At 28.1% G+C, this 14590-nt stretch carries 15 protein-coding genes; 11 read left to right on the forward strand and 4 right to left on the reverse strand.

Going from position 1 to position 14590, the window contains the following annotated elements; genetic code table 11:
• Window positions 1-3: 3 nt before the first annotated feature.
• Window positions 4-1737 (reverse strand): ATP-binding protein, encoded by a 1734-nt coding sequence (locus tag ACBT_RS01870; protein WP_024775814.1) that lies wholly within the window; start codon window positions 1735-1737, stop codon window positions 4-6.
• A gap of 119 nt (window positions 1738-1856) precedes the next feature.
• Here ACBT_RS01870 and ACBT_RS01875 point away from each other — a divergent pair, with 119 nt between their 5' ends.
• Genes ACBT_RS01875 through dauA form a run of 3 tightly spaced genes read left to right on the forward strand, consistent with a single transcriptional unit; the run spans window position 1857 to window position 4777 of the window.
• On the forward strand, window positions 1857-2468 hold the full coding sequence (locus ACBT_RS01875) for a tetratricopeptide repeat protein (RefSeq protein ID WP_024775813.1): 612 nt from the start codon (window positions 1857-1859) through the stop codon (window positions 2466-2468).
• Entirely contained in the window at window positions 2469-3110 is a 642-nt protein-coding gene (locus tag ACBT_RS01880; RefSeq protein WP_024775812.1) for a tetratricopeptide repeat protein, read from the forward strand.
• A 41-nt stretch (window positions 3111-3151) separates the two neighbouring features.
• Window positions 3152-4777 carry a C4-dicarboxylic acid transporter DauA gene (dauA, locus tag ACBT_RS01885; protein WP_024775811.1) on the forward strand — a complete coding sequence of 542 codons (1626 nt, stop codon included), beginning with the start codon at window positions 3152-3154 and terminating at the stop codon, window positions 4775-4777.
• Between the two features lie 30 nt (window positions 4778-4807).
• Here dauA and nfo read toward each other — a convergent pair whose 3' ends face one another.
• On the reverse strand, window positions 4808-5653 hold the full coding sequence (nfo, locus tag ACBT_RS01890; protein WP_024775810.1) for a deoxyribonuclease IV: 846 nt from the start codon (window positions 5651-5653) through the stop codon (window positions 4808-4810).
• Window positions 5654-5841: 188 nt separating this feature from the next.
• Here nfo and ACBT_RS01895 point away from each other — a divergent pair, with 188 nt between their 5' ends.
• Complete coding sequence (locus ACBT_RS01895; RefSeq protein ID WP_024775809.1) at window positions 5842-7041, forward strand: NAD(P)/FAD-dependent oxidoreductase; 1200 nt, start codon at window positions 5842-5844, stop codon at window positions 7039-7041.
• A gap of 20 nt (window positions 7042-7061) precedes the next feature.
• Here ACBT_RS01895 and ACBT_RS01900 read toward each other — a convergent pair whose 3' ends face one another.
• Entirely contained in the window at window positions 7062-7337 is a 276-nt protein-coding gene (locus tag ACBT_RS01900; RefSeq protein ID WP_024775808.1) for a hypothetical protein, read from the reverse strand.
• Window positions 7338-7531: 194 nt separating this feature from the next.
• Between ACBT_RS01900 and ACBT_RS01905 the strand changes: the two genes are divergently transcribed.
• From ACBT_RS01905 to mreC, 7 genes are read left to right on the forward strand one after another with little or no spacing between them, the layout of a single operon-like run.
• On the forward strand, window positions 7532-8605 hold the full coding sequence (locus ACBT_RS01905; RefSeq protein ID WP_024775807.1) for an epoxyqueuosine reductase QueH: 1074 nt from the start codon (window positions 7532-7534) through the stop codon (window positions 8603-8605).
• A complete protein-coding gene (lpxB, locus tag ACBT_RS01910; protein WP_024775806.1) occupies window positions 8602-9642 on the forward strand; it encodes a lipid-A-disaccharide synthase in 1041 nt (346 codons plus the stop codon). Before ACBT_RS01905 ends, lpxB begins: the two co-directional genes overlap by 4 nt.
• A gap of 54 nt (window positions 9643-9696) precedes the next feature.
• Window positions 9697-10140, forward strand: a complete 444-nt coding sequence (gene fabZ / locus ACBT_RS01915) for a 3-hydroxyacyl-ACP dehydratase FabZ (RefSeq protein ID WP_024775805.1) — start codon at window positions 9697-9699, stop codon at window positions 10138-10140.
• Window positions 10141-10151: 11 nt separating this feature from the next.
• Entirely contained in the window at window positions 10152-10955 is an 804-nt protein-coding gene (gene lpxA / locus ACBT_RS01920) for an acyl-ACP--UDP-N-acetylglucosamine O-acyltransferase (RefSeq protein ID WP_024775804.1), read from the forward strand.
• On the forward strand, window positions 10948-12174 hold the full coding sequence (clpX, locus tag ACBT_RS01925) for an ATP-dependent Clp protease ATP-binding subunit ClpX (protein ID WP_084031364.1): 1227 nt from the start codon (window positions 10948-10950) through the stop codon (window positions 12172-12174). Before lpxA ends, clpX begins: the two co-directional genes overlap by 8 nt.
• Complete coding sequence (locus tag ACBT_RS01930; RefSeq protein WP_024775802.1) at window positions 12175-13206, forward strand: rod shape-determining protein; 1032 nt, start codon at window positions 12175-12177, stop codon at window positions 13204-13206.
• Window positions 13206-13988: a rod shape-determining protein MreC gene (mreC, locus tag ACBT_RS01935; protein WP_024775801.1), complete on the forward strand. Its 783-nt coding sequence runs from the start codon at window positions 13206-13208 to the stop codon at window positions 13986-13988. The genes ACBT_RS01930 and mreC overlap by 1 nt, the downstream gene beginning before the upstream one ends.
• Here mreC and ribE read toward each other — a convergent pair.
• Window positions 13978-14589, reverse strand: coding sequence for a riboflavin synthase (gene ribE, locus ACBT_RS01940; RefSeq protein WP_024775800.1), 612 nt, complete (start codon window positions 14587-14589; stop codon window positions 13978-13980). The genes mreC and ribE overlap by 11 nt on opposite strands.
• Window position 14590 lies beyond the last annotated feature (1 nt).

The raw sequence follows: 14590 nt of genomic DNA on the forward strand, positions 1-14590 counted from the left end.
TCCCTAAAAAAATCCAACTTTGTTTTCATTATCAAATTGACCTTTTTTCTCTTTACTTATTTGTTCTTCGAAATCACTTAGTTTAAATACAGCATTTTCTTGTATAGCAAGTTTATAGGCTGTATTTTTTATAACTAACTCTATTTGTCCACCAGTTAGTTCATGTTTTGCAATTTTTTCTATATCAAAATCTTTTTCTAAAGGTAAATTTGCAGGAAGCAATTTTTTCCATAAAGCAATTCTTTGATCTTTATTTGGTTTTAAAAATTCAATTTTATAGTTAAATCTTCTAGAAAATGCCTTATCAAGATTTTCTAATAGATTTGTTGTAGCTATTAAAATTCCATCAAATCTTTCTATTTGCTCTAAAAATATATTTTGCATTTGATTGTGCATCTTATCAGCACTACTTGCAGTTCCGCTACTTCTTGAACTTAAAAATTGATCAGCTTCATTTAAAAGTAAAACTGGTTCCGTTTTTGTTTGCTCTTTAATTTCATTGTATTTATCAAAAATATTTCGTACATTTTTTTCACTTTCTCCAATGTACATAGATAAAATTTTTGAACAATCGAAACTTAAAACATCTTTTTTAAGAGATTTTGCTAATGCTAAAGCAGTAAGTGTTTTACCTGTTCCAGCAATTCCATAGAAGATTATTTTTGCATCAATTCCTCTTTTTTTATCTTTTATCCCCCAAGCTTTTAGTCTATTGATTACATTTTTATCTACTTGTTTTAAAAGAGCATCTAATGTTTCTTTTGTTTTTTCTGCAAGAACAACATCATCAAGTGTTTTTGTTGTATTAATGAGCTCAAAAATCTCTTGCTCTTTTATAATACTTTCTAGTTTTATTTTTGCAACACTTGAACCTTTTTTTGTAGGATGTGAAATTTTGTATAAAACTTCATCAGGAATATAAAAATTTCTATTAATTCCTCCAAATGGCGTTAAAACTTCATCATAATCAACTAAATTTTTTGAAATTAAAGTTGAACTCTCTTCAAGTAGGCTTCTATATTTAATTTTCTCATAATCATCATTTGAGATTAAATCTATTAAATAGTTCATCTCTCTTAGCGTTCCATCTCCACCACTATACTCTTCTTTTAAAAGAGCTAAGAATAGAGTTTGTTCTTGAATTGTTAAGTTGTTGTCTTTAAAAAAATCTTCAAGCATAATAGGATTTGTAGTTGCTTTTATTCTATCTTTTATTCTATTTTCTAATAAAGCTTGTTTTGCTTTTAATCTATTAAAACTAGGGCTATTTGCATCAAAATTTTTCTTTACAATATTTAATTGTTGAGCTAAATCGATTTTTAGAAATTGGTCTTGTAAATACTCCAGATGGTCACCATAATTTTTAATTTCAGGTAAAATAAAATCACTACTACCACTTTCTAGCATTTTTAAATAAGAACTTGAAAGAGTAATATTTGAGTTAATTAACTCTAGCTTTGAAGATTCATTTAGTTTTACTTGGTCAAAAGATGCTTGAACAATCCAGCCATACTCTAAAAGAGATTTTATAATATCTAGTTTTTCTAAATGCTCATATTTTTCAACATTATAAAATTGACCTAAAACATCAATAACATTTAAAATATCTCTTCCATTGATATACTCTTTTGAAAGGTACTGTAGAACCTTTGCTTCATCAATAGTACATTTTAGTTGCTCATAAAATTTTGTTTTTTCTACGTTTTTTGCTTTTAAAAACTCAATTACTTCTATCATTTAACCTCAGATATTTATATTTATTCTATATATATTATCTTTTTATCTCTTAACTGCAAATGAATAAAAAAATGATAAAATAACCACATTTCAAATAACTAAGAGATAAAAGAGGGAAAATGACTAGAATTTTAAAACCATTAACACTTACTTTTATAGTGCTTTTCTTAAGTGCTTGTTCAACTAGTCCAAAAGTGCTTGAAGCAATGGATAATGAAAAGACAGTTGCAAATGAGTGTAAAAATCAAAACTTTAATGTGGAGTTGGATTGTTATGATTTGATTTCACATAAAAATAGTTTTGCACAGTTAAGATTAGGAATTGATGCACAATATAAAGGTAATTTTAAAGAAGCAAAAGATAGATTTGAAATAGCAAAAAATCAGAGAAATTTTTATGCAAATGCTTTAATAGCGGAGCTTTATATAAATGGATTTGGTGTTGATATGGACGAAAATAAGGCAATTTCACTTTTAAAAGATACAAGAAAAGTAGATCCAATTGCAGCTTATAAGTTAGCTATGTTCTATTTAAGAGATGGGGATGTAGATAGTGCGATTGAACTTTTAGAGTTTGCTGGTGAGAATGGTGTAAAAGATGCACAAAATCAATTAACTATTCTTTATTCAAATTCTCAATATTTTGAACCAAACTTTGAAAAAAGTACATATTGGCAATCAAAATTAGATGAAAATGAGAAAGATTTTATGAAAGATGTTTACGGAAGATAAATGAAAAGACAAATTTTAAGTACAGCTATAATAGCTTTTATGTTTACAGCATGTTCGTTTAAAGTGCCTGATGTATTGAGTTTTGAATCAGGTGATAAATATGAAGGACCTTTAAAAGAAGCAAATATTTGTCAGAAGATGGAAAGAGATAATGATAAATTAGCTTGTTATAAAAAAATTGAAAATACAAACTCTTTTGCACAACTAAGATTGGGTACATATTATGCTGATAAAAAAGATTATAAAAATGCTACAAAATATTTAAATATGGCAAAAGAGAATGGAAATATTTATGCAAATCTTCCAATCTCATTTTTATATTATAAAGGTGATGGTGTAAATAAAGATATAAATAGATCTTTTGAGTTGTTAAATGAATCAAGTAGTGTTGATCCAGTAGCTGCATATCAATTATCAAGATTTTATCTTCAAGGGATAAATACAAAAGTTGATGTAGAAAAAGGAATTGAATTACTTGATTTTGCTGGACAAAAAGGTGTAAGACAAGCTCAAGATATGCTTTCAAATATTTATAAAACAGGACTTTTTGATCAGCCAAAAGATAAAGTAAAATATGAGTTTTGGCAAAATAAACTTAAAAATAATGTAGAAGATAATAATCACAAAATTTATGTTTTATAATATCTTAAATAAGGTCGCCAATTTTATTTAAAGAATTAAATATGAAAAGTAACATTTTTTCTGGATTAACTGTTGGAATAATAGCTTTACCATTATCTATGGCTTTAGCTATTGCAACAGGAGTTCCCCCTCAATTAGGACTATATACAGCTATAGTTGCAGGTGTTTTTGCTGCTATTTTTGGAAGTAGTAAAGTAAATATATCTGGTCCAACAGCTGCTTTTATAGTTATACTCATCCCAATAGTTCAAGAATTTGGAATAACAGGACTTCTTTTATGTGGTCTAATGTCAGGTATTATATTGATATTTGTAGGGCTTTTGAAGCTTGGAAATTTAATAGAATTGGTACCTTATCCTGTTACTGTTGGTTTTACTTCAGGAATTGCTGTTGTAATTGCAACTTTTCAAATAAAAGATTTTTTTGGATTAACTATTGAGAACTTTAGTGGAAGTTATGTAGATAAAATAGTTTTACTATTCAACTCTTTTGGCACTTTTAATCTTTATGAATTTTTAACAGCTAGTGCTACACTTGCTATATTGATTATTTGGAGAAAAACAAAAAGTAAAGTACCAGCAGCATTAGTTGCTTTAGGATTTGTAACAATATCTGTTGAATATTTTAATTATAAATTTGGATTAAATATTTCAACGATAAATTCAACTTTTACATACGATATAAATGGAATTAGTGGAAATGGAATACCTCCTATTCCTCTACAATTTTCTTTACCTTGGGGATTTTTACCACCTGAACAAATAAATATTGATTTGCTATTAAAACTACTCCCTCACTCTATTGCAATAGCTATTTTAGGTGCTTTAGAATCTTTATTGTGTGCTGTTATTAGTGACGCAATGACTGGAAATAAAACAGATCCAAATAAAGAGTTAATAGGTCAAGGAATTGCAAATATTGCTGTACCATTTTTTGGAGGAATACCAGCAACAGCTGCAATTGCAAGAACAGTTGCAAACATAAACTCTGGTGGAACACAAAAGTTATCTTCGATTGTTCACTCTTTATTTATTTTATCTTCAATATTATTTATAGCTCCATACATTTCATATCTTCCTATGGCAGCACTTTCTGCGCTTTTAATTATGGTTGCTTGGAATATGAGTGAAGTTAAACACTTTTTTAATATATTAAAAACTGCTCCAAAAGATGATATTTACGTATTACTTACATGTTTTTCTTTGACAGTTTTAATAGATATGCAAGTTGCTGTTGCTATTGGAATTGGTTTGGCATCAGTGTTGTTTATTAAAAGAACGATTGATTTATATTCAATTGAACTATCAAGTAGCAATTTAGAAGAGCATATAGATTTACCAAAAAACATATTGATATATGACATAAATGGTCCTATGTTTTTTGGGGCTGCTCAAAAAGCTTTAAAAACTTTGTTAAATATAAATGATGAAAAAAACATTGTAATACTTGATATGAAAAATGTATCAATGATGGATATGACAGCTATTGTTGCTTTAAAATCTATTGTAGAGAATTTTCAATCAAAAGATAAAAAACTTATTTTTTCTGGACTTAATCAAAGAGTGTTAAAGAAATTAGAAAGAGCTGAAATAGATTATGTTACAACTTTCTCAAATATGCATGATGCAATAGAGTATGCAAAACATATAAAAAATGTTATGCATTAATAAAATTCTGATAGAAAAGTAGATTTGAATTTACTTTTCTATAAAACTATAAAGTGTTTCTATCTCTTTTGCCCAAATTGATTCATCAATAGTTTCAAGTATAAGAGGGATATCATCCATTCTTGGGTCATTCGCTAAATATTTAAAAGTATCCCAACCAATTTTACCCTCTCCCAGACTGTCATGTCTATCAACACGGCTTCCAAGTTCTGGTTTTGAGTCATTTATGTGCATTCCACTTAAATATTTGAATCCAACTATTTTTTCAAATTTATCCCAAGTTTTATCATAGGCTTCTTTTGTTCTTATATCATACCCTGCTGTAAACATATGGCAAGTATCTATACAAACACCTACACGATTTTTGTCTTCTATTTTGTCAATGATATAAGCAAGATGTTCAAATTTATATCCAAGATTGCTTCCTTGACCAGCAGTATTTTCAAGAACAAGTTTTATTCCACTTGTCTTATCTAACACTCTATTCATAGATTCTGCAATATTATTTAAACACTCTTCTTCACTTATTTCTCTTAAGTGTGATCCTGGATGAAAATTTAATCTATCAAGAGCTAGAATTTCACATCTTTGAACTTCTTCAATAAAGCTATTTAAAGATTTTTCTCTAGCTTCACTATCTGGGTGTCCTAAATTTATAAGATATGAATCGTGAGGAAGTATATGTTTTGCTAAGATTTTACTTTTTTCAAGATTTAAAAACCACAAATCGATTGTTTTATTATCTAAAGCTTTTGCACTCCATTGTCTTTGATTTTTTGTAAATAGTGCAAATGCTTTTGCACCAATCTCAATTGCATTCAATGGCGCGTTATAAACACCACCACTTGCACTTACGTGAGCTCCAAAATATTTCATTTATATTCCTATTATTTCAAAAAGTAACATATGTAAACACTCTAAAAAAGAAATTGATACATATTTGTTACTTTTTATCATATCCTAAAACAGCTAAGTATAGAATTCAAAAATAAAATTCTGTCCAAATTATTACAAGAATTTGTACTAAAAATCAAAAAAATCAAAAGTAAAAGGTTTATCTTAAAATGAAGAGAGTCGTTATAATCGGTGGAGGATATGCAGGGATTTATGCATTAGGTGAATTGGTAAGAAACAAGAATATAAAAATTACTTTAATTGATAAACATACATATCATAATTTGCAACCTGAGGTTTATGATTTAATAGCAAATAATTCAACTTTTGCTGATGTAACGATAGATTTAACGACTCTTTGTAAAGGATTTGATCATGATCACTTGGATTTTAAAAATTTAAAAGTTAGAAAAATTGATCAACAAGCAAAAAAGATTTATACAGAAGAGCAAGAAATTGTTGAGTTTGATTATTTAATTTTAGCAGCAGGAACTAGAACATTTTTCCCAAGTTCAATCCCTGGGCTTAATAATGCGGATGACATAAAAAAATTACACAGAGCAATTACGTTTAAACAAAGTTTTGAAACACAACTTTTTGAAAAAGTTAGAGATGAAGTAAAACAATGTGCTGATACTCATATTGTAGTAGTTGGTGCTGGTTTATCTGGAGTTGAAATTGCAGCTGAAATGGCATATTATTCAAATAAATTTTTCAAAAGAGGTAATTTCTCTTGTGATAACTTAAAAATCTCGTTAATTAGTAGTTCTTCTTCTATTCTTCCAGGATTAAAACAAGATTTAATAAATATCTCTCAAAAAAGATTAAAAGATTTAGGAATAAATGTAATTACTGGAATTAAACTTCAAGAAGTTGGTGAAGGTTACTGTAAATTTTCAAATGGAACTAGAATACAGCACTCTTTTGTAATATTTACTGGAGGAATTGAGGCTTCTACAGTATCAAGTGAACTAGATGTTGCAAGAAATGGAAGAGGACAAATTGTTGTAAATGAGTTTATGCAAACTGATAAATATGAAAATATTTTTGCCGTTGGCGATATTGCAGAGATTAAAAATAGTGCAGGTGAAATAATGCCTCCAAATGTTACGATTGCAAGAATTAGTGGAGCAAATGCAGGTATAAATGTTTTAAGATTAATGGATGGAAGACCTTTAATTAAATGTAATCCAAAACTAGATGGTATTTTAATTGCTCTTGGTGGAAAATTTGCAGCTGGAGATATTTATGGGCTTTTAACTGTAAAAGGAAGATTAGCTTATGAAATTAAAAAATATGTATTTAGTTCATATAGAAGACCTTTATTAAAATTAATTAAAAAAGGTTATGCAAAACTTAAAAGATTATAGAAATTAAATTTCTATAACTCTTAATCTCTTATAATTTTGATTAAAACACCATTATCATTATCTCGGTGAATAATCTCTTTTCCTTCTTTGTCAAATAACTCTTTTAAGAAATGTTTTGGATAAGTAGAACTTAGGTTTTCGTTATTAAATGTCTCTATATCTTGACATTTAAAAGTACTTTTACAAACTTTATCTTCATAAATTTTCATATCTAAAATGGCAACACCTGCATTAAATATTTGAACTTGAGTATAATCTTTATATTTAAAAATGAAACCTTTATCGTGAAATTTCATTTTAGGAGTTTTAAATAAAATAGTTGCGCTGTTTGAAGCTAATTGAGGCTCTTTTTGGCTACATCCAGTTATTAAGAATAGTAGAATCGATATAAATAATATGTTTTTGATTGGAAATCCTTTATTTAAAAAATTTTAACTATAATTATACCTTATTTTAAAAAATTGAATATATTTTATAAAAAGGAATTTTATTGTTAGTTCATATTTGTTGTGCAGTTGATAGCCACTATTTTTTAGAAAAAATCCAAGAAGAGTATCCAGAAGAAAAACTTGTAGGTTATTTTTATGACCCTAATATTCATCCATATAGTGAATATAGACTTAGATATTTGGATGTTGAATACTCTTGTAAGAAATTAGGAATTCCATTACTTGAAGGGCCTTATAACCTTGAAGAATGGTTAAAAAAAGTAAAAGGAATGGAACATTTACCTGAGAAAGGAGATCGTTGTACAGTTTGCTATGATGATAGACTTGATAATAGTGTTCAAAAAGCCTTAGAATTGGGTCATGATAAGTTCACTACAACTTTATTAATTTCTCCAAAAAAATCCCAAGAAAAATTAGAGATTATAGGAAATAATCTTTTTAAAAAAACTGGAGTAGAATTTATTTTTAGAGATTATAGAAGTGGTAATGGTGCTGAAATTCAAGGACTAAGAGTAAAAGAAAATAGTCTTTATAGACAAAATTATTGTGGTTGTTTATTTGGTTTATCAGCTCAAAGAGAACATCAAAAGAAAATAATGGATGAGATGTTTAATCCAATTTCAAATCAAATAATGCCAGAATCAATAGAACAAAGATTAGAGCTTTACAAAAAAAGAAATACTCTTGAAGATGAAAATAAAGAGTATAAATTAATTAAACAAAGATTTTTAAATTATAGACTACTTAGTGGAAAAGTTGTTGTAAACAAAGAGGTGATACCTTCATATATATTTGTATATTCCACTGTTAATAGAAATCAAACTAGTTCAAAAATTGAATATCAAAAAGATGGTATAAACTATCTTGCTAAAGATGAAGTTAAAATAATAACTTTAGAAACTTTCAACAAACTTGCAAAAACTAACTATGCTAGTACAAAAGAGCTTATATTTAAATCTATGAGCTTTGAAGAAGAGATAAAATTAAGAGCAGATATTTTAAAAAATCCTTTTGATTTAAGTGCTTTAATCGTTCTTGATGAGGTTATGGATGCTAAGTATGAAATTTTTATTAATGCAGTAACTTATGAAGATATAAAAGAGGAAATTGTATGAAAATTTTAGTTAGTGCAATGGAAGCTTCATCAAATATTCATTTAAAAGAGTTAAAAAAATATTTGGATGATGTTGAATTTGTTGGAGTATTTGACAAAGAGTTGGGTAAACCTTTATATGATTTAAGTTCTTTAGCGATTATGGGATTTGTTGATGCTCTTAAAAAATTAAGATTCTTTTTTCGTTTAAGAGATGAGCTTGTAGATTTAGCAAAAGATTGTGACAAAGTTTTACTACTAGATAGCTCTGGATTTAATCTACCTTTAGCAAAAAAACTAAGACATACTTATCCGGATAAAGAGATTATTTACTATATTTTACCTCAGGCTTGGGCTTGGAAAAGAAAACGTGTAATTGCTTTGGAAAAATATTGCACGAAGTTGTGTTCAATTTTACCTTTTGAAAGTGAAATTTATAATGATAAAAATAAAATCAGGTATGTAGGGCATCCTCTTTTAGACGAGATAAAAAATTTTAAAGAAAATTTAACTACTTCAAATAAAATTGTTTTTATGCCAGGAAGTAGAAAAACAGAAATTACAAATCTTATGCCAATTTTTAGAGAGCTTACAAAAAAAATACCAGAAAAAGAGTATATTTTAGTAATTCCTTCAAAATTTGACGATGAATATATAAAAAAGATTTATGGTGATATAAAAGATTTTACTATATCAAAAAATTCTCATGAGGCACTTTATCAAGCAGAATATGCATTTATTTGTTCAGGTACAGCAACACTTGAAGCAGCACTTATAGGTACACCTTTTACTCTTTCATATATTGCAAAAAAATTAGATTTTTTTATAGGAAAAACTTTTGTAAAACTCCAATTTGTTGGACTTGCAAATATATTTTTTGAAAAAATGAAAAAAAGTCAACTGCATAGTGAATTTTTACAAAATGATGTTACTGTAAATAATCTTTTAAATGATTATAATAATATGAATAAAGAAGATTTTTTTAACAATTCAAAGCTTTTAAGAGAGTATCTAAAACACGGTAGTTCAGAGAATGTAGCAAGGATTATAAAAAACTAAACTACTTTTAGATATAATCTTCAACTTTAACAAATTTTTATTCAGGATTAAAATATGTTTGACATTATACAAATTCAAGAGATTTTACCTCACAGATACCCACTTTTATTAGTTGATAGAATTACAGAAATGGAATTATCTAAATCTATAAAAGGTTTTAAAAATATCTCTATTTCAGAACCAGCATTTCAAGGCCATTTCCCAGGACATCCAATTTATCCAGGTGTTTTAATACTTGAAGGTATGGCACAATGTGGGGGGGTTTTAGCTCTAAAAAGCTCAGGATTAAGTGATGAGCAAATGAAAGATAAAGTTATATATTTTATGAGCATAGACAAAGCAAAATTTAGGAATCCTGTTCGTCCTGGTGATAGACTAGATTATGAATTAATTGCAGTTAAAATGAAAAGTACTCTAATGGTGCTTGAGGGAAAAGCTTATGTTGATGGAAAACTTACAGCTGAAGCTGAATTTAAAGCCATGATTGTTGATAAATAATTAGGATTAAAATGAATAATATTCACAAAACTGCCATTATTGAAGATGGTGCAATTTTAGGTGACGGTGTAACAATTGGAGCTTATACAATAATAGGAAAAGATGTAAAAATTGGTGATGGAACAGTTATTGATTCCCACACAGTAATTGTTGGTAAAACAACAATTGGAAAGAATAATCATATTTTTTCACATGCATCAATTGGAACAATTCCTCAAGATTTAAAGTTTAATCCAAGTGATGATGTAGAATTAATTATTGGAGATAATAATAAAATTAGAGAATACACATTATTTAATCCAGGTACTGTAACAGGACATAGAAAAACAGTTATTGGAGATAATAACCTATTTATGGGATATACACACGTAGCACATGATTGTGTAATTGGAAATAATTCAATTTTTGCAAATGGTGTAACACTTGCAGGGCATGTTGAGTGTGGAGATTTTGTGGTTATTGGTGGATTAACTCCTGTTCACCAATTTTGTAAGATAGGAACTGGTGTAATGATTGGAGGAGCAAGTGCTGTTGCTCAAGATATTCCACCATTTTGCCTAGCTGAGGGTAACAAAGCTACTGTTAAGGGATTAAACTTAGTTGGATTAAGAAGAAGATTAGAAAATAGAGAAGATATAGATGCTTTAAAACATGCGTATAAAGGTTTATTTAATATGGGAAATCCTCTTCAAGATGCTGCACTTGATTTATTTGAAAATGATCAAAATAAATATGTTAAGGAATTAGCAAACTTTGTATTAAATACAAAAAGAGGAATTCCTTTTGAAAGAAAATTAAAGAGTAATGATGAGTAAAATAATTTGTGATTTTTGTGGAGCAGCTGATACTAAAGCAAACCCTATTATAACTGGTGATAATGCCTGCATTTGTAAATCTTGTGTTGGTGCAGCTTACGATATTATGAATGGTGAAATTATATTAGATGAGACATCTAATAATTCTAAAAAACCAAAAGATGTGAAAATAAAAACTCCAGCAGAGTTAAAAAAGATTCTAGATGAGTATATTATAGGTCAAGATAGAGCTAAAAAAGTTTTAAGTGTAGCTGTTTATAACCATTATAAAAGAATATTTAGAAAAGATGAACTTGAGGGTGATATTGAGTTAAATAAATCAAATGTTCTTTTAATAGGACCAACAGGAAGCGGTAAAACACTTCTTGCGCAAACTATTTCAAAATATCTTGATGTACCTTTAGCAATTGCAGATGCAACTAGTTTAACTGAAGCTGGATACGTTGGAGATGATGTTGAAAATGTTGTTACAAGACTTGTTCAAGCAGCAGGTGGAGATATTGAAAAAGCTGAAAGAGGAATTATTTTCATTGATGAGATTGATAAAATTGCTAGAATGAGTGAAAATAGAAGTATAACTAGAGATGTTTCAGGTGAGGGAGTTCAGCAAGCTTTATTAAAGATTGTTGAAGGTGCATTAGTAAATATACCTCCAAAAGGTGGAAGAAAACATCCAAGTCAAGAGCTTTTACAAGTTGATACATCGAATATATTATTTATTTGTGGTGGAGCTTTTGATGGTTTAGAAGACATCATTAAAAGAAAACAAGGTTCAAATGTTTTAGGATTTAATCACGAGAAGAAATCAAAGAATGATGAATCAAAACTTATTTCTAAAGTTGAAACAGATGATTTAGTAAAATATGGGCTTATTCCTGAACTTATTGGAAGACTTCATATGATAGCAACTTTAAATGAGATTACAAAAGAAGATATGGTTCATATTTTAACAGAACCAAAGAATGCATTAATAAAACAGTATATAAAACTTTTTGAAATGGATAAAGTTACTCTAGAATTCGAAAAAGATGCTCTTTTAGAATTAGCTGATTTAGCAATTAAAAGAAAAACTGGTGCAAGAGGACTTAGATCAATTTTAGAAGATATTATGCTTGATATTATGTTTGACCTTCCAAAATATAAAAATAAAAAAATTATTATTACAAAAGAAGTTGTTTTAAAAACTGATCAGCCAAAAGTTATAGCAAAGGATAAATAGATGATTGTAGATAAATTAATAGGTTTTTTCTCAAATGATATGGCAATAGACTTAGGAACAGCTAATACAGTTGTTTCTGTAAGAGGAAAAGGGATAATTATAAATGAGCCATCAGTTGTTGCAATTCAAAGTGAAAAACATGGAAAAGATAGAATTTTAGCAGTTGGACAAGAAGCAAAACAGATGATTGGAAAAACTCCTTTAAATATTAAAGCGGTTCGTCCTATGCAAGATGGTGTTATTGCAGATTTTGAAATGACTGAAAGAATGATTAGATATTTTATTGAAAAAGCTCATTCAAGAAAATCATTTATAAGACCTAGAGTAATCATCTGTATTCCTTATGGAATCACACAAGTTGAGAAAAAAGCAGTTGAAGAATCAGCTATGAGTGCAGGGGCAAGAGAAGTTTTTCTTGTTGAAGAGCCAATGGCTGCTGCTATAGGAGCTGGAATAGATGTTTCTGGACCATCTGGATATGTTATAGTTGATATTGGTGGTGGAACAACTGAAATTGGTGTTACATCTTTAGGTGGTTTAGTATTATGTAGATCTATCAAAGTTGGTGGAGATAAAATAGATAAAGCTATTATAGAGCATGTAAGACAAAATTATAATCTATTTATTGGTGAAAGAGTTGCTGAAAATATTAAAATTGAAATTGGTGCAGCAATAAAACTTGAAACAGAATTAAAAATGCAAGTAAAAGGAAGAGATAACTCTGGACTTCTTTCAACTATTGAATTTGGAAGTGAAGGTGTAAGAACAGCAATCAAAGAACCTTTAAGAGAAATAGCTTCTGCAATAAAAAGTGTTTTAGAAAATATGCCACCAGATTTAGCAAGTGATATTGTTGACAATGGAGTAATTATAACAGGTGGAGGAGCATTAATTAGAGGTTTAGATAAATATCTAGCTGATATTATAAAACTTCCAGTACAAATTGCAGATGATCCACTTTTATCTGTTGCTTATGGAACAAGCCAAGTATTAGAACAACCAGAATTATTAAAATTAATTACAAATAACTAATGCGAAAGCTAATTTTTGTAGCATTTTTTATAATAGCTATTTTATCTTACATATTTAAAGTAGATGAATTAATTGTAAAGAATTTTACATTTTTAAGTGATATCAAAACATTTTATGTAAAAAATGTTTTAGATGTCTCAAGCTTGTTTGATAAATATTTCAATCAGGCAAAAACTATAGAAAAACTCAAACAAGAAAATAAAGAGCTAAGAGATTATAAAGTTTTGTATGATATTGCAAAACAAGAGTTAGCTGTAAAAGATGAGTTCTTAAAGAATTTAAATGTACCACAAACAACTTCTCATGTTGAACTGGTAAAAGTTATCTCATATTTAAGCTTCAATGATTTCACAAAAGTTTCTTTAGCTAAAGATTTACAAAGTGATAAGATTTTAGGGCTTATTTCTGATAATTTCGCAGCTGGAATAGTAGTTAATCAACAAAATAGAGCAATTGGATTATTAAATGGTAATAAAGATTGTTCATATTCAGTCTTTATAGGAGAACAAAAAAGTCCTGGAATTATTATGGCAGGTGAAAATGAAGATAGCCTTCAAATAAAATTTATTCCAGTTTTAGCTGAAATAAAAGAAGGCGATGAAGTTATTACATCTGGAATGGATAATATATTTTATGAAGGCTTAAAAGTTGGAGTTGTAACGGAAGTTATAAACTTAGCTGATATGAGAATCGCTAAAGTTAAACCATATATAAATGCAAGTAAAAAAAGATATTTTTATCTTTATGGAAGTCAAGCGCCAGAAAAAATGACTAATAACTAGCCATTATTCTTTCAACATCTCCCCAAGATAAATCTTCTTTTTTATTTTTGAACATATTATAAATATATCTAGCGAACATATCAGTCTCAATATTTACTCTACTGCCAATTTTATATTTTTTAAAAAGTGTATTTTCAATTGTATGTGGGATTATTGTAAGTCTAAAAGAATCACTAAAAACATCATTTACTGTAAGTGATACACCATCAATAGTGATACTTCCTTTTGGAATAACATATTTAATAAACTCTTTTGGTAAAGAGATATAAAAATCTGTGGAATTACCACTTTTATCTATTTTTTTTATAGTACCAATGCAATCAACATGACCTTGAACAATATGACCTTCAAATCTATCACCCATTTGCATAGCAGGTTCCATATGAACTTCATTTTTATAGTTTTCTAAAGCTAAAATTTTTGTACTTTCTGGAGATAACTCTACGCTAAAAGAGTTATTTGATATTTTAACTACAGTCAAACATGCACCATTAACTGCTATTGAATCACCAATTTTTGGTTTATAATTTGATTTTAGTGTTAAAATATTATTTGAAAAACTTTCAACCTTTGCCAACTCTCTTATAAGTCCTGTAAACACT

The organism is Aliarcobacter cibarius, from assembly GCF_013372265.1.
Taxonomy (GTDB): Bacteria; Campylobacterota; Campylobacteria; order Campylobacterales; family Arcobacteraceae; genus Aliarcobacter; species Aliarcobacter cibarius.